This is a genomic window from Heyndrickxia vini (assembly GCF_016772275.1).
Taxonomy (GTDB): domain Bacteria; phylum Bacillota; class Bacilli; order Bacillales; family Bacillaceae_C; genus Heyndrickxia; species Heyndrickxia vini.
Genome location: NZ_CP065425.1, coordinates 2,367,465 through 2,384,807 on the forward strand (window position 1 = coordinate 2,367,465; position 17,343 = coordinate 2,384,807).

The 17,343-nt window shown below is 34.8% G+C and carries 14 protein-coding genes; 5 read left to right on the forward strand and 9 right to left on the reverse strand.

Features of this window, described 5'->3' with window-relative positions; translation table 11 throughout:
• Positions 1–56: 56 nt before the first annotated feature.
• Positions 57–1,487 carry an aspartate ammonia-lyase gene (aspA, locus tag I5776_RS11870; protein ID WP_202776620.1) on the reverse strand — a complete coding sequence of 477 codons (1,431 nt, stop codon included), beginning with the start codon at positions 1,485–1,487 and terminating at the stop codon, positions 57–59.
• A 205-nt stretch (positions 1,488–1,692) separates the two neighbouring features.
• Here aspA and I5776_RS11875 point away from each other — a divergent pair, with 205 nt between their 5' ends.
• The 3 genes from I5776_RS11875 (at position 1,693) to I5776_RS11885 (ending at position 4,702) form a co-directional block, all read left to right on the forward strand.
• Positions 1,693–1,863 (forward strand): hypothetical protein, encoded by a 171-nt coding sequence (locus tag I5776_RS11875; protein ID WP_202776621.1) that lies wholly within the window; start codon positions 1,693–1,695, stop codon positions 1,861–1,863.
• 95 nt (positions 1,864–1,958) lie between these two features.
• Positions 1,959–3,329 (forward strand): hypothetical protein, encoded by a 1,371-nt coding sequence (locus I5776_RS11880; protein WP_202776622.1) that lies wholly within the window; start codon positions 1,959–1,961, stop codon positions 3,327–3,329.
• Positions 3,330–3,535: 206 nt separating this feature from the next.
• The gene (locus I5776_RS11885) at positions 3,536–4,702 is read left to right on the forward strand and encodes an MFS transporter (protein ID WP_202776623.1); all 1,167 of its coding nucleotides are present in this window, start codon (positions 3,536–3,538) and stop codon (positions 4,700–4,702) included.
• Positions 4,703–4,806: 104 nt separating this feature from the next.
• Here I5776_RS11885 and I5776_RS11890 read toward each other — a convergent pair whose 3' ends face one another.
• Complete coding sequence (locus tag I5776_RS11890) at positions 4,807–5,592, reverse strand: VOC family protein (protein WP_202776624.1); 786 nt, start codon at positions 5,590–5,592, stop codon at positions 4,807–4,809.
• A gap of 226 nt (positions 5,593–5,818) precedes the next feature.
• Here I5776_RS11890 and I5776_RS11895 point away from each other — a divergent pair, with 226 nt between their 5' ends.
• On the forward strand, positions 5,819–6,571 hold the full coding sequence (locus tag I5776_RS11895; RefSeq protein ID WP_202776625.1) for a DUF2161 domain-containing phosphodiesterase: 753 nt from the start codon (positions 5,819–5,821) through the stop codon (positions 6,569–6,571).
• A 93-nt stretch (positions 6,572–6,664) separates the two neighbouring features.
• On the opposite strand, the gene I5776_RS11900 is transcribed toward I5776_RS11895, so the two are convergent.
• The 3 genes from I5776_RS11900 to I5776_RS11910 all read right to left on the reverse strand — a co-directional run bounded on the left by I5776_RS11900 (position 6,665) and on the right by I5776_RS11910 (position 8,910).
• Positions 6,665–6,994: a CHY zinc finger protein gene (locus I5776_RS11900; protein WP_202776626.1), complete on the reverse strand. Its 330-nt coding sequence runs from the start codon at positions 6,992–6,994 to the stop codon at positions 6,665–6,667.
• 47 nt (positions 6,995–7,041) lie between these two features.
• A complete protein-coding gene (glsA, locus tag I5776_RS11905) occupies positions 7,042–7,971 on the reverse strand; it encodes a glutaminase A (RefSeq protein WP_202776627.1) in 930 nt (309 codons plus the stop codon).
• A 99-nt stretch (positions 7,972–8,070) separates the two neighbouring features.
• Complete coding sequence (locus I5776_RS11910; RefSeq protein ID WP_202776628.1) at positions 8,071–8,910, reverse strand: helix-turn-helix transcriptional regulator; 840 nt, start codon at positions 8,908–8,910, stop codon at positions 8,071–8,073.
• Positions 8,911–9,018: 108 nt separating this feature from the next.
• Between I5776_RS11910 and fabF the strand changes: the two genes are divergently transcribed.
• Positions 9,019–10,254, forward strand: coding sequence for a beta-ketoacyl-ACP synthase II (gene fabF / locus I5776_RS11915; RefSeq protein ID WP_246483778.1), 1,236 nt, complete (start codon positions 9,019–9,021; stop codon positions 10,252–10,254).
• Between the two features lie 45 nt (positions 10,255–10,299).
• On the opposite strand, the gene I5776_RS11920 is transcribed toward fabF, so the two are convergent.
• The 4 genes from I5776_RS11920 to I5776_RS11935 form a co-directional block, all read right to left on the reverse strand.
• Complete coding sequence (locus I5776_RS11920) at positions 10,300–13,497, reverse strand: UvrD-helicase domain-containing protein (protein ID WP_202776630.1); 3,198 nt, start codon at positions 13,495–13,497, stop codon at positions 10,300–10,302.
• Positions 13,490–16,492: a PD-(D/E)XK nuclease family protein gene (locus tag I5776_RS11925; protein WP_202776631.1), complete on the reverse strand. Its 3,003-nt coding sequence runs from the start codon at positions 16,490–16,492 to the stop codon at positions 13,490–13,492. Before I5776_RS11925 ends, I5776_RS11920 begins: the two co-directional genes overlap by 8 nt.
• A gap of 329 nt (positions 16,493–16,821) precedes the next feature.
• Positions 16,822–16,974, reverse strand: a complete 153-nt coding sequence (locus tag I5776_RS11930; RefSeq protein ID WP_202776632.1) for a Fur-regulated basic protein FbpA — start codon at positions 16,972–16,974, stop codon at positions 16,822–16,824.
• Between the two features lie 40 nt (positions 16,975–17,014).
• A complete protein-coding gene (locus tag I5776_RS11935) occupies positions 17,015–17,323 on the reverse strand; it encodes a DUF5634 family protein (RefSeq protein ID WP_202776633.1) in 309 nt (102 codons plus the stop codon).
• Positions 17,324–17,343 lie beyond the last annotated feature (20 nt).

Sequence of the window (17,343 nt, forward strand, 5' to 3'; positions counted from 1 at the left end):
GGCAATGTCCGTGGACATTGCCTTTTATATTGCAGTTTATATAAGTTATCAATTTATTAATCTCTATCTAACAATTCAGCACCAGCAATGCCAGGATGTGTCATTTCATACGGATCTAGTATTAAATTTAACTCTTCTTCTGTTAATACATCATATTTCAAACAGAGTTCCCGGATCGGTTCTCCGTTTACGATTGCCTCTCGTGCAATTCTTGCAGCTACTTCATACCCAATATGAGGATTAACCGCAGTAATGAGACCGGCACTCTTCTCTACATAATCTTTCAATCTCTTTTCATTTGCTTTTATTCCTTTTAAGCAATTATCTGTAAAAGTACGGAAAGCATTACGCATAATACTGATAGATTGTAGGAGATTATATACGAGAACAGGTTCCATCACATTTAACTCAAGCTGACCCGCTTCAGATGCAAGGCAAATAGTATGATCATTGCCAATGACTTGGAATGCTACCTGGTTAATTACTTCTGCCATCACGGGATTTACTTTACCAGGCATGATAGATGAACCTGGTTGTCTAGCAGGCAGCATGATTTCACCCAAGCCCGCTCTAGGACCTGAAGCCATTAAACGTAGATCATTGGCAATTTTTGACATATTCATCATACAAACCTTCAATGCCGCTGATACTTCTGTATATGCATCCGTATTTTGTGTTGCATCTACAAGATGTTCGGCACCAATTAAAGGGAGACCGCTGATTTGGGCAAGATGTTTTACTACGGATTCGATATATCGTGGATCAGCATTTAAGCCGGTACCGACTGCTGTTGCTCCCATGTTCAATTCATATAAATGCTGGCGTGATTGTTTTATCCGTTTGATGTCACGTCCGATTACGCGACTATACGCTTCAAATTCCTGACCAAGTCGAATTGGTACAGCATCCTGTAGATGGGTGCGCCCCATTTTAATGATAGGATTAAATTCTTGAGCCTTTTCCTGAAAAACCGCTTTCATTTCCTCCATGGAAACTAGTAAAGTTTCTAAAAGATTTAAAACCGCAATATGAATCGCGGAAGGAAATGCATCGTTCGTCGATTGTGACATATTGACATGGGTGTTCGGACTACAATGGAAATAATCCCCTTTTTCTTCGCCCATCAATTCGATAGCTCGGTTAGCAAGAACTTCATTCACATTCATATTTATTGATGTTCCTGCTCCCCCTTGAATAGGGTCAACGATTATTTGGTCATGCCATTTTCCTTCAATTAATTCATCTGCTGCCTTGACGATTGCTTCTCCAATTCCGGAATAGAGACGTTTGACATCCATATTCGCAAGTGCAGCTGCCTTTTTTACCATAGCCATACCCTTTATTAATTCCTCATGTATCCGATAACCTGTGATTTGAAAATTCTCCACAGCGCGAAGTGTTTGGATCCCATAATAAGCTTCAGCGGGAACTTCTTTTGTTCCTAAAAAATCCTTTTCAGTACGCATTTTGCTTTGTGTAATTGTCATATTATTCGCTCTCCTATTTAGGTCATTAGTACTTCTTCTGTCAACTTCCTATTATAAGTGCAAATATAAGAAAGTTAAAGAGAAATACAGATTAAACTTTTTAGTTATTTGAAAAATCTGTATGAAGTTTTACCTTTTCACCTTTCCCGCCATGTTCCACATATTTAAAAAGGACAATGAATACATATTATAAAAGTATAGACAAATGGAGAGATATGTAATGTATGGAAAACCGGGTCGAACCGTTTGGAAACTAGATCAAGCCGATCAACTTCCACCAGTTCCGGCAGATTTCAAAAATTTAAATCAAGAAATTGTCGATCACTATTATCGACTTGGAAAATCTTATCGGATGCATACAAAGTTATTTATATAAAAACTAACTGTGGAAAGGGAAAAGTGATTCCCTTTCTTTTTCTTTTTTACAATATGTTATAATAAATATGATCATAAATTCTAGGAGGATCAAAAATGAACCCACAACCATTATTGATTACAAATCATAACAAAACAATTGAACTTACTGTAAAACAAATGGCCATGTATTTACGAAGCAACATTATTGAAGCGACGGATGATCAACAGAACAATTATTATCTTTTCTTTTACAAAGAACAATTTCTTACATATGTTAAACCCACTAAGTTAAAACGCCAGACACATATAGAAAAAGCTTTTACAAAAGGTATTATACTCCCGTCTACACACCCGCTCATTTACTCCATTCTCTCACCAAACCATTCATATAAAAAAAGAACGTTTCACCAATTAATTAAAAAGGCGGAAAGTCTTTATAATCCTCAAGTAGTCGCACATATTGCAACATTTTTTGAATCCTTTGTATCAAAAAAAACCATTTTCTCTCTCATCCAATCTATCTTTTATGATTACCGACGAAACGGACAGATGTTCTCAAGCTATCGAATTCTCCGCCTATTAATGGATTTTGCTCCAAACCATAGTTGGGTAAAAGGATTATCAAGCGACTTAAATTTCATCAAATATGGAAAATTATACGATCAATTATCAGATGAATTAATAACTAAAGATCCTTTATATTTAGAAAAGGTATTGTATACAAAAAATGCAAATAATCAACTTATACAATTACTCCATAGCCAATCAAGATGGTTGGATGAAATTGCTTTATACATTCAACACATCAGTCCCGGGAACTATTCATCACTAAAACAATTGTTGAACAATCATTTTTCAGACAAAGAAATAGTTGACGTATTAGAACATTTATCTGGAAAAGCAAGTGATGTTTCAGAAATAAATAGTGATTTACTCGAAAACTATTTACAGCGCCAAAATGCAGAAAAAATAATAAACATATTATTCACTCATCAACTTACCCTCAATCCCAAACAAACTCAGAAGTTTGAAAACTTATTAGAAAATGTAGATTTAAAACTGGAACACTTTCCAAAGGAAAAAGTTCTTTCTTTCCTAGTACCTCTTTTTAAAATTAAGCCTGAAATAGCTATTAGGCTTCTCCATAAATACATTGCCTTACAACTAAAGGAACATGATATTGATTCTGTCATGAATTGTCTCATCCCATTGAAAAATACCATACATGCACATCCGATTCTCGAAAAACTACAACGAATCCAAAAGCTTGCTAATGACCCCGATCAACAACTATTATTGGGAGAATTGTATTATGAATTTCAACAATTTGATCAAGCAATCGATTGTTTTAGCTGGGAGATGGAGTTAAAATCCATTGACCCCAAACCAGTAAAATGGCTTTCAAAAATATATAATGAGATGGGAATGGAACAAGAGCATCAGGCATATCGCCAGCTCTATATCGATATGCAAAAAAGAGCATAATTATATAATGTATAGGAATCGAAAGACAGTAAACAGGTGTTGTTTAAACAGATACACCTGTTTTTTATTTTCATCTGTAGAAGTAATGATTATGAACCTTTGTTAGCGATATCATTACAAGTCATTTTTTTTGCTATAATAGTCACATAAATTTCTTTTCGCAACGAAACAAACGAAAAATTACAATCAAAAAGGATTGATATGTGATGGAATCAAAAAAAGTTTTACCTATATTATTTTTAATTATGTTTCTAGTCATGGTTGGATTCGGTATTATTATCCCTGTTATTCCGTTCTATGCTGAAAAAGTTGGGGCGAATCCGACTGAATTAGGTTTGTTGATGGGAGTATATTCACTAATGCAACTAATCTCTGCTCCAATATGGGGGAAAATTTCGGATCGTATTGGCAGGAAACCCGTTATGATGATCGGAATATTCGGATTAGCCGTTTCTTTTTTCCTCATGGCATTATCTAGTCAGCTTTGGATGTTGTTTGTCGCAAGAATTATTGGTGGGTTATTATCATCGGCAAATATGCCAACGACGATGGCATATGTAGCTGATATAACATCTGAAGAAGACCGTGGTAAAGGAATGGGAATCATCGGAGCGGCAACAGGTTTGGGATTTATTTTCGGTCCGGCAATTGGAGGATTATTCTCGAAATCCAGCTTGCAAACGCCTTTTTTTATTGCGGGAACATCCTCCCTTCTTACTTTACTGCTCGTACTATTTATTTTAAAAGAATCACTTCCGAAAGAAAAAAGAGGATATCACGCTGAGAGAAAAGTCTCCATGTGGGAGTCATTTAAAGGATCGCTGTCTATTATTTTTATTCTGCAATGGTTTATTTCACTATCTTTATCTGGTCTGGAGGCAAGCTTTGCTTATTTCGCCGCTAAAATGGCTGGATTAGATACGATTGATTTAGGCTATATTTTCATGATTATGGGGTTAGGCAGTGCAGTTGTTCAAGGGGGGTTAGTCGGAAGACTGACCAAAAAATACGGCGAGGGAATTGTTATTAAAGGCGGAATCATCGTTTCCGCAATTGGTTTCTGTCTAATCTTGCTAGTAAATAATTTTGTTACGGCTGCCATATTTCTTACTATATTCGGATTAGGAAACGGTGTGATTCGTCCATGTATCTCTGCATTACTTACAAAAAAATCCACAGCTGGACATGGAAGTGCAACAGGATTACTTTCTTCCTTCGATTCCTTCGGAAGAATTATTGGTCCACCATTAGGTGGTTGGTTGTTCTCAGTTTATGCTGGTCTTCCATATATTTCTGGAGCGGTATTGTCAATTTTTGCTCTGATCCTTTACCAAATATATCAAGCCAAGGAAAAACAACAAAATATTGCTTAAATAAGTTATTTAATAACTGTAAAGAAGGCCATGGAATAAGCATAGTTATTCCATGGCCTTCTTTTTACGTCAAAATTAAACTCTCCATCATCATCAATTAATCATTATACAAATTGAAAATGGCCGCCAAACATTTCTTTTTCTAACACGATATTACTATTTGAAATTCTTAATAGGCATGGACCTTCCCCTTTTGTCTCAATGACACGTGCAATTTCTCCATCTGCATAAGGTGAGGCAAACACTAAATTACAACCTTCAACTTGTAATTGGGTGCAATTTGCTTTTAATTTTTTATCCTTATATGTATCCTTTTTAGGTAAATGGAATAATTCACTCCATTTTTCAGCAACATTTTCATGATCTTCAACTGCAAATACGAGCTCCTTCAAAGGCAGAAGATTATTATTTACCCCAACCGAGTTTTTCCTTGTTACGTCATTTTCCTGCCACTGTATAATAAATGGAAATGGAAAAGATAATGGATTTTCACGAATAAATAGCATTTCCCATTGGATGAGTGTTCCATCTTCCTTTTTTCTATCTGCTTTAATAGGTCCTACAGTCTCAATCCCTTTTTTACGGAATGAATCTGCAAATGCACGTATATCATTGGTTCGAAAAGCAATTCTCGAAAACCCTTCCTTTTCCGGTAATAAGGTGGCAGTTTGAACGACTAAATCATTCTCATTTACTTTTTCAGCTTTTACTCTATCAAATATCCCTAAAAATTCTATATAGCTTAAATCAAAATAACAGAGTGCATTATACGTTCCCCAATTCTCGTGTTTTCCACCAGGAATTGCTTTCAACCCAATTGTTGCAAAGTCCTCAATTGCCTCTTCTGGTCGATTAACTATATGCACTAAATGATCAAATGAAAGTTTCAATAAAAACCCTCCACAATAATAAATAAGTATTAATAATTAAATTCTACAATTCTCGTGAAATTCCCCTTAAAAAAATTAATATTTTCTATAAAGTTTTTTGTTTACATAATATTATTATTGACTAATATATCGTAAATTCGTAAAGATTCTAAGTGAAATCATATGTTATGATAATTATAGTAATCGAATGATCGATTGATGCGTGGTTTTTAAGGTTGGTGAAAATGTGCAAAAGAAAAAAGATAAGATTTATGAAGTTGATTTATATAAGCCGATACATAAACATTTTACAAACCAAGGATATGAAGTGAAAAGTGAAGTAAATGATTGTGATGTTACAGCTGTAAAAGGTGATGAACTTATTATCATAGAATTAAAGGTACGATTAAATGTTGATTTACTTATCCAGGCAACGAAAAGACAGAAACTTGCTGATCAAGTTTATATTGCTATTCCAAAACCGAGTTACAGCTTATTTTCAAAGAAATGGAAAGATATATGCCATCTAATAAAAAGACTAGAACTAGGTCTAATCTTGGTCACATTTCTAAAATCAACGACAAAAATGGATATCGTTCTCTCTCCTGCCCCTTTTGATCGAAAAAAGAGCATGCAACAAAATAAGAAAAAAAGAAAAAAACTCCTTTCAGAAATTGAAGGAAGACATGGGGATCATAATATAGGCGGTAGTAATCAAGCAAAGATTATGACTGCATATAAGGAAACAAGTATTCATATCGCCTATCTTATTGAACAATTTGGCCCGCTTTCACCTAAAGCATTGCGTCAAATGGGAACAGGAGAAAAAACACAATCCATTCTTTTTAATAATTACTATGGATGGTTTGAACGAATTCAAAAAGGGATATATGGGATAACTGAAAAAGGAAAAATTGACATTCAAGCCTTTCCACAGATCATTGAATATTTTAGTAAAGAGGCTGTTCAACCCCAAAATTCAAAAACTGAAATTGAGTAATGTGATCTTAACTATGTCTTAAGCAAGCACAACAATTTCTATTTGTTATGCTTGCTTAAGTTCTGATATCCTAATGATCCAATTTCTTAAAATTTATCCTTCGAAATAAAATTCCTTATGTAATGAACATCCGGGATTAAATGCTGCAAAACAAATCGGACAAGAAGAGTTACAAGCGAAATATTCATTTATGGTTAATTCGTTCCCACATCCCCCGCAAAGGATCGCCTTTTGATTAAATAATTCTTTTGGCCATACTTTTGGATTGCCACATCCATGTTCTTCGTGACATTCGAAACAAGGATAATACATATTACAGCAATAAAATTTTATTGCAATCCGATCAATTTCCTTATGATAATGTGTGCAACGGGTTTCGGAATCTATAACATTTCCTTTAATTCTATGACCATGAATAAGCACTTGCAAACTTCACCCTTTACCAATTACTATTGCATATCTAGTGACATTTAAAACATACTTAACGAATATTTTTCAGACAGTAGTTTCAAAAGCTTCATTCCTGCTATGCTATTACCTTTCTCATCAAGTGCTGGTCCATAAATACCAATGCCAAATCTTCCTGGTACCGCACCTAATATACCTCCAGATACACCACTTTTTGCCGGTATGCCTACCTTGATTGCAAATTCACCAGAAGCATTATACATCCCACATGTGACCATAAACGTCTTACAAATCCTTGCAACTGAGCGAGGAATTAGCTGTTTTTCAGTATACGGATCTTTTCCATCCATTGCTAACACACAGCCAATGCGTGACAAGTCCAAACAATTCAATTCAATTGCACACTGTCTCGTATATAAATCAATTAACTGTTCCACATCTTCATCAATAACTCCATGTTGTTTTAAAAAATAGCATAATGATCGATTTAAATCTGCCGTTTTGAATTCTGATTGTGCTACCTCTTTATTATAACTAATCGATTCATTACCTGAAAGCTTTTGGATTAGCTTTAATATCCTTTCAAATCGCTCATTTACACTACTTCCTTTAATCATATGTGTTACGGCTAATGCTCCCGCATTGATCATTGGATTTAATGGTTTTGATGGCTTATTCGTTTCTAATTTTGCTATCGAATTAAACGGATCACCTGTAGGTTCTTGACCAACACGATTAAAAACATACTCTTCCCCTCTATCACTTAATGCGATAGCGAGAGTTATTACTTTAGATATACTCTGAAGGGTTAGATTTTCTTTAATATCTCCTGCTGAGAAACAATTTCCGTCTGGATAAAATAAAGATATTGATAAAGTATCTTTATTTGCTTTTTGTAAAGCTGGAATATAGTCAGCAACCTTCCCATTATTTGAAGATTTTTTTGCTTCATCAACTAATAATTGCAATTCATCTGCGGAACGACATTGCATACTTATCACCTCTAGCAATCATTTATTTTATTGTTATTTTTTATTAAAAGTTAAATTATAAACGTCTGAATGATGGGTTATTAATTGGCAACAAATTGTTTACGTATTTTCCATCAATTTCTTTAATTTATACTCTGTTGTAGATTCCTCGGAAGGAGTATAAATACTGCATCTTAATTCATTTGTTCCTTGAATTTGAAGTGACGTTAAATGAAAAAGCATTTTTCCAGCTTTTGCATGGCGAAATTCAATTATAACCTCTGGGGCGGAGCTTACTTCACTTTGATTCCACATATCGTGAAATTCGGAATACTCTTTTTCCATTTTATCTATAAATTGGTCATACCAAGGGTCAGCAACATATTGACCATAATAGGTGCGAAAAATAGCTAAATATCCATTTACAAAATGCTCCCAATTAACGGCTAGACTCTTTAATTCCTTTCGAGCAAATAATAAATAAATTAAATTTCGCTTATCGTAATCAATCTCTGCAAAATTAAGAAACACATTAGCAGCCGCCTCGTTCCACCCAACGATATTACACCTACGATCTGAAATAATGGTAGGACAGACCTTTAACTCTTGCAATATTTTATTTAAGGATGGACTAATTTTTGGTTCATTTTCCATCATAAGTTCTGGTTTTGTTCCTTCCCCTGTTGCTAAGGCATATAAATATTTTCTCTCATCCATGTTTAGTTGCAAAGCTTTGGATACGGAGTCCAATACAGATGTCGACACATTAATATCTCTGCCTTGTTCTAGCCATGTATACCAGGTGGTACTTACACCTGCCAACTGTGCAACTTCCTCTCTTCTTAACCCTGGTGTTCTTCTCCGTGTTCCAGTTGGCAGACCAACCATTTGCGGATGAATTTTTGAACGTTTAGCTTTTAAAAAATCAGACATTTCTTGTAGCCGTTTTTCGGAATTCAAATTAAATCCCTCCTTACTATAGTAGTAGTTATACTAGGATAAACTACAACTTGTAATAGGATAACAAGAGAGTAAAATAAAAGCAAACGAATGACTGGAGGAAGAAAAGTGAATAAAAGAGTAGTAATTACAGGATTAGGTGTGATTTCATCAATTGGATCGAAAGTGGATGAATTTTGGACAAATTTAAAAAATGGTCAATCAGGAATCTCATTAATTGATAGTTTTGATGTATCAGATTTAAAAACAAAAATAGCCGGAGTCGTTAAAGATTTTGATGCGGATTCTTTGTGGGGAAGAAAAGAAGCGAGAAAAATGGATCGATTTTGCCAATTCGCATTAGCCGCTGCCGAACAAGCTTTACAAGACTCCCAATTAAAATTAGAAGAGATTAATAAAGAAAGACTCGGTGTTTATGTTGGATCAGGCATAGGTGGGATACAGACATTTATTGACAATGTGAATACGCTTAATGAACGTGGAGCAAGAAGAGTGAGTCCCAGTTTAGTGCCAATGATGATTTCCAATGCGGCAGCTGCTCAAATTAGCATTGCATTTGGAGCTCGTGGTCCATCGATGTCGCCTGTTACAGCATGTTCAATTGGGAATACTTCCATTGGTGAAGCGTATAAAATGATTAGAGATGATGAAGTAGAAATCATGTTTGCTGGTGGAACAGAGGCAGCAATAACCAAATTATCGCTAGCTAGTTTCGGCAATGCTACTGCCTTATCGACGAATGAAAATCCCTTAACAGCTAGTCGTCCTTTTGATGAAAATAGAGATGGATTTGTTATGAGTGAAGGAGCTGGAATAATCGTTCTTGAATCGTTAGAACACGCGACAAAAAGAGGGAGCACTATTTACGGAGAAATCATTGGGTATGGAGCAAGTTCTGATGCCTACCATATGGTCGCAACCCATCCAGATGGAGATGGTGCTTTTCAAGCAATGAAAAAGGCTTTGCAAGATGCAAATATAGACCCAAATGATATTGATATTATTAGTGCCCATGCAACAAGTACAGTGGTTGGTGATCGCTCTGAAACATTAGCCATAAAGAAACTATTTCAAGATCAAGCCTATCATATTCCAGTTACGGCAAACAAATCGATGCTTGGCCATATGCTTGGAGCAGCGGGTGGAGTTGAGGCAATCGCTTTAATAAAAAGTATTCAAGAAAATTTCATCCCTCCTACTATTAATTTATCAAAGGCCGATGATATTTGTGATTTAGATTATGTGCCTAATCATGGACGAACAAAAAAATTAACCATTGGGTTATCCAATTCGTTTGGATTTGGCGGTCACAATTCAGCTTTACTATTCAAGAAATATGAATGAATACGAATTCACAGCACCGCGGGATTTACGATGCTGTGAATTGTTTTAAATCTCATATATTTCATCAAATGCAACAAAATAAAGCAACGAATATTCTACCTTACTACCTGTTATTCGTTCCCAAGCAGCTTTATAAAATGTTATTTGATGCTGATAATAAGCTGCTAATGATGAGAGTTCTCGTTTTTCTTTTGGTCGATCGGTCTTGTAATCTACAATAATCCAATTTTCATTATACTGATAGGCTAAATCGATCACACCTTTAACAATAAAAGGCTGTTTACCCTTTTCCTTTACCCCAATAATTTGATATAAAGGATCTTCTGCTTCAATCTTTAACATAAAAGGTACTTCCGTCAAAATTTGTTCTGATTGTTTAAGCTGACGCCAAATATCTGATTGTTTAAATTGATGAACGAGTGAAAGAACCTCTTCACATCTATCAATAGGTATGCCATGTTCCTTTAAAATAACATCTAGTTGATGTTCCACATTTATTCCTTTACCTTTAACAAACCTTTCGAACACAACATGAATCATTGTCCCCCATGCAAGTCCTCCACCTTCTTCGCGTTCGATCGTTAATCTGTAATAATCATGTTTATCATTAGTTGGGCTATATACATTAAAAGAGTCATTCGAAAGTTTCGTTACCCACATTTCATTTTCTAATTTAATTTCAACATTACTAGCGATTTCTTGATTTAACTTATAATCTATTTCCTCATTTTTCTTCTTTACTACACTCTCCATGACAGTTGGCTTAATAATATCAACAAGTTCTTGCCATGGGTTTTTCTTATTATTTTTTTGACATGTGCTAATGAATAAGGTGTGTTCTGCACGTGTAGCTGCAACATATACAATTCTTGTTTCTTCTTCAGTTAAATACTTATTTTCAATTGCTTGAAATTCTTCCCACAACGCCGGTTGAGCTACTAGCTTGTTACTAAATCCATTCCTTTTTGTTAAAATAAAATACCCTTTCATTCCAGAATCCGAACGTTTAATATGGTAGGTTATGCGTTTTGACATATCTACTTTTTTAAACGGATTAGCGAGAAAAACAACTCTTGCTTCTAATCCTTTTGATTTATGAACATTCATTACCCGAACCGCATGATCCGTTCCCTCAACATTCCCCATTTGAATGCTAGAAAAGATATCATTTTTCAATTGGCTTACCGCTTCTTTAAAAGTAGTCAATGGTCGTATTCTATCAAGGATTTGTGATACATATTGAGCTTCTTTATTTCCATATCCGCTTAAATGAAGCAATGGAAAAAATCCAATATCGTCAACAATTTTTTCGAAAAGTGCACCTGGTGAAAGCACACTTTTCCACTCGACGTAACTTCTTAATCTATTGAAAATACTACTCATGCTCTGCTTTGTCTGTTTATCTATTTTCGTAGGAATGTGAGAATAGATGCTAAACATTCCACCTGCCTGTTTCCAATCGAACAACTGTTGATCACTAATACCAAAAAAGCACCCTCTCAGTATAGATAGTAACTGGACTGGATTACCTGGTTCTAGAATAAATTCACATAAATGATAAAGATCCTCAAATTCGACCATTTTTCCAAGTGTTATTTCGCCACTTATAACTGCAGGTATATCTTTATTCAATAATGCTTGAAAGTATATATCTAAATCTTCGTTATAACGTGTTAAAACCATGAACTCATTTGGGTGAAAACCCTGTTGAATCATATTTCTTATTGTTAATGCAATTTGCTCAGAATCAAATTGAATAATCGCTTCTTTTTTCGAATAATTTTCTGGGGTGACTAATTGATGGACTCCTGAAAACGGAGAGTCCTTATCTACAAAATAAGAATGAAGCGGCTTAAAGGCAGCTTGATAATCCGATTCAACCGTAGGAAGTTTTCGTTTAAACACCTCATTCAGCTTTTGTGTAACGATATCCAATGTTCGAAAATTCATTGTTAACTCAAGCACTTCACCACCATGTAAAAGAATGAGCTCCTTTACTTTGTTATAAATATTAATATCAGCACGGCGAAAACGATAGATGGCTTGCTTAGGATCACCAACAATAAATAATGAACCACTTCTAGGTTTACATTTCGTCCAATCTTGCTCATATAGGTTATCTGATGTTAAATAAAACATAATTTCCGCTTGGATCGGATCCGTATCCTGAAATTCATCAATTAATAAACATCGATATTTATTTTGAAAATATTTTCGAACCTCGCTTTTTTCCTTCAACAGTTTTGCCGTTTTCATTAATAAATCGTGAAAGTTTACATATGAACCCTGCCGTTTAATGAATTCATATTGATTCATTACATTTTTCATTAATGGAATAATGACACCATGCACGTATTCATACCAAGCCAATAAAATAGGTTGAATAGTTGATTCGAAGAAATCTGAAACTTTACCTAAATAGTATTTTGCATCTTCTTTAGACGTCCATAATTTTTGGACTATCGTTAGTTTTTTATTAAATAGCTCGAATATCTCAATTTTTTGGGCGTTTCTCGTCAGGTTTCCAAATGTTATCTTTCGGTATGCCTGCAAAATAATTTCCTGTAATCCGTCGTATTTTCCATCTATAGGTTGCGTTGGAATCGCATGTTTTGCCTCAAGAATGAGCTGAACGAATAACTGAAAAATCTCGTTTAGCTCAGGTTCTTGTTTTGTTTCAAACACCCAGTCCACATCAGGAAACGATTTCATCTGTAGAAAGCTTGTTTGTAAATCTGTTATCGGCACGCCTAATTGAATTACTTGATTATAATATTTTGGATCATTCATCTGTAGCTGTTCAACATACGTATTCCAGGCAAGTAAAGCTAACTCATTGTCATCTGATTCTTCGATTTCACGAAACGACAGATCTAACCCCGCCTCAATTGGACGTTCTCTCAGCAATTGTGCACAAAATGAATGAACAGTCCCTAAAAAGCATTGATCAAAATTCTTTAATGCTTGATCCAAACACTTCCTATTGTTATCGTTTTCTTCCTTTTTCCAGGCTTCTTCGAGCTTGATTTGAAATCGCGTTGTTAATTCCTCAGCGGCTTTTTTTGTAAATGTTATAGCAGCAAGTTCCTTCATTTGATAGGTTCCCGTCCTAATAAGATTGACCATTCGGTTCACAAGACTTGTTGTTTTTCCAGATCCAGCTCCCGCTTCGACAAGAAAGGTGCTCATCAGACATTGTTCAATTTTGTGGCGGTCATGTTGATCGACTATTAATTTACTCATATGCACGCACCCCCTTCCAACGGTTTACTCCAATCGCATCGGGATCCTCACCTTTCATTTTAAAAACGTCATCCGGATAAGAACTTCTTTTACAAACATGCTTATATTCACAATATAAACAGTCCTTTTTTATATCCTCTGTCATCGGGAAATGGCCAAATTTTAAAAGATCCAATAATCGTATGATGATATCTATTCCATTTACTCGAGTATTGACATCTTGTAGACGAACACGTCTCTCACCCGCTCCTTTCGTTGTTGGAAACAAATACGTACTGTTTTTGACTTGCCCTTCGCTTAAATTCAACTTATTTTCTAACGCCTTCGCATAAAGAAAATGTTGTAATTGCCTTCCTTCATCATAATAATTTTTCACATGGTAGGATCCCGCTTTTCCGGTTTTATAATCGATGATTGTATAGGTTGAATCCTCATACTTGTCCACACGATCTATTTTTCCTGATAAATGGAAGGTATCTCCGTCCGGTAATGAAATAACTGCAGGATATTCGTCACCGATTCCAAAGGAGTACTCAAAATAACTTGGCGTACCCTTCTCTTCGTGCTCAGCTTCACTTTTTAAAAAGATTTGACATGTTTCTATCAATTCATTTACTTCTTGTTCAAAAACCAGTTTACTAGGTGGGAGCAATTGTTCCTTCCACTTATCGATTCGTTTATATAAAATATCCAAGAGTACTTGTTCATGTTGTACAAAAGATAATTTTTCATCGGTATTTGAAATGACTTTATAAAACCGTTCGAATATTTCATGAAGAACTATTCCCCGTGATTTTGCATCCAGCCATACTTTATCGTCAAATTGGAATGGCTCGAGAGATTGAATGGTTAATACTTCTTCAAGAAAATACTTATAAGGGCAAGTTGCTAGCTTCTCGAATCGTCCGCTGGACATCGGGATCATTTTATTTTTCCTCGGATCAAGCATGTGTTCTTCAATTTTTAACTTGCCATCATATTCAGTGAATAGCTGACTAGCCCTTTTACTTCTGGCCAGCATCGCTTGTATCAAATGATTGTATTGTTCTTGTATGATAGTCTTTAATAATACATTCTCTATTGGATGCTGAAGTATGTTTTGCCACCAATCTAATCGATTAATAAAGTGGTTTGGCATTGAATGATGTTTATATTCTTTTAAAATCATGTCAAAGTTTGCCTCTTTATCCCCTGTTTGGTAGCGATAACATTTCAAAAAGAAGAAAGATGGAAGATTGGTTCGATTCTCACGTTGATCAAAAGTTGAATAGCTTATTGTGGACTTTCCACTGGAACAAGCTAGTGTTTGTAAAAGAATATACAAATTTTCCTTTGCTTTTTCTGTTAATAATGGAAGATTGGGATGTAAGTTTTCACGTTCATCGTCAAGTAATATAGGATCTTCTTTTAACTTACCGGGAAAGCGTTGATGATCGAATCCGATAAAAAACTGATTCGGTCGATTAATAAATAACCCATTTTGATAGGAAGTAATGTGAATCGAACCCGGTTTTGGACTTGAAGCACCTATATTCATATTTAATAAAAGATTTTCTACATAAAGGAGAGTGTCGTTTCTAGGGAGTTCTACTGTAGTAGTATAGGGTAAGACTAAATCAATTTTTTCCAGTAATTTATTTTTGGCCAGTTCATCGGAAGGGGTTTGGATTTTAGCAAAATGTTTTAGTAAATAACCCACCATTTCTAACATTGCCCTCAAATGATCTTCACCTTTAGGCAAAAATTGAAAAAGACGGTTAAACCATGCTTGTAACCACAAATATTCATCCAATGATTTTTGGATAACTTCTTGATTTCTTTCTTTTACTATTCTTTCTTTCAAAAGATCTATTTTTTTCTGAAGTTGTAGTACATATCTTGTTTTCCCCCATCCAATATTAGCATTTATTAGCATGTCAATAATCGATGAATAACTTGGAGCATTTTCTCCTAAATCAAGAATATTTTCCTGCAGCAAAGGCAAGAAAGAATGAACTTTATATCGATTTTTATACCAAGTTACAATTTCAGAAACTAGTTTTCCGGGCTTAGTCATTTTAATGGGAATTCCTTGCCCGAAAGTAACGGGAAGACGAAGGGTTTCTGCTAATTGATATAATATGATTTGATAAGGATCTTTGCTGCTATAGAAAATGGAACATGTGTCAAACGGACTGTCACTAAGTTTAATTCGTCGAAGTACTTCTTTTACTTCATTTTCTTCTGTGTTACATGCATTAAGTTCAATGGAAGTTGTTGCTTTTATGATCGGTTCATCTGCATATAAATAACTCAATTCTGTCGGTTCACCGACGGCATCACGAATAAATGGAAATCGAATCGGAGATTCCACCCCTATTACAGGAGCAATTGGAAGAAGATACGTTTTCCCTTGCATTAACATACTTATTAGCTGTTCTTCCATAGCTAAAAATGCTAAATTCGGTTGAAAAATAAAAACTCGTTCACGAATCCATTCTCCTTCATTTACCTCAATCGCTTTTTTTAAAATGTGAAAATTGTCTTGCAGCTGATACTTTTCTAACATCCTTTCATACTCAAATAAAATTAGTTTAATATCCTTTTCTTTTTCCAACGTTCGCAAACTTTGAACAGGGAAATTAGTGCTAGTTAAACCTGTTATTCTTAGCATTTTAATCGCATCGTAAATCGAATGACATAAGTCTGGTGAAGCTTCTAACTCATTGAAATATGTAAGCTGATGGCTATTTTTTAAATTTTTTAAGATCTCCATCATTAATATTGATCCAATTGAGGAGGTGATTCTACCCTTTGTTAGTTTTTCAGAATGGCTAATAATTGATTCAGCAACGTCCATTACCGTCATTATCTTCATATTGATGGCACTATGACCTGCATGTATGAACGTATGCAAAATTTGTTTTCCTGTTCGGTAATGGTCAACTACTAAAATCTTTTCTGAAAAGGGATGGTTTGTACAAACCTCTTCTAACTTTTTTATAAGAGATTTCATTAAAATCCTCCTTCCTTGTAAATTAAATAATTATTCAGAACCATTTTAATATTAGTATAAACAAAAAATGACCGTTTCAAAAGTAATGATTCTAAACATTTTTACTAGAATCTTTTTGAAACAGTCTTTTTTATTGTTTAAATGGATCGTTCCTTTCCGCTTCAGGAGCTTGCTTTCCACGGGGAGGAAGTCGAGCCTCCTCGGCGCTTTTCGCGCCTGTGGGGTCTCGACCTTTCCTCTATGTCCCGCTGGAGTCAAGCTCCTTCCGCTCCAATCCACTCTGCTATTCGTTTTTAGCTACATTCTTTTAGAAAAAAGTCTTTTTTATTTCAACCTAAACTATTCAATTGTGATTCATTATAAATCTCTTCTAAATCCTCTAATGTTAATTCATATAATTGTTTATTCATCGTTTTGTATATTCCAATTGATAATAGTTGATCGATATAAAATTTTTTCAAACATTCTGTATCACAAGCCATTTTGCTTTCTCCTTATTACCTTAAATTTACGATCACTTTTTTAATGAAAACTGTTTTCTATATGCTCGAATACCTCATCTAAGTTATGAAATCCCTTTTTTTCGCCGTCGTCCGACTGAATCGTCCAGTCTCTATTTTTCAACCCGAGATTACCGAATGCATCCTTCATATATGGCATATTTATCATAAAAACCTCGCCATTTTTTCTTACAGTATAGCCGAGATAATAATCTTCCCCTGCACCTTCTTCTTCATAAATACCAATATCCTCAAGTTGATATTGGTCCATTAACATTTTTAATTGTGCATTCATTTGATCGATTAGAATCTCTCTATTTAAATAGTCCATTAAACATACCTCTTATCTTT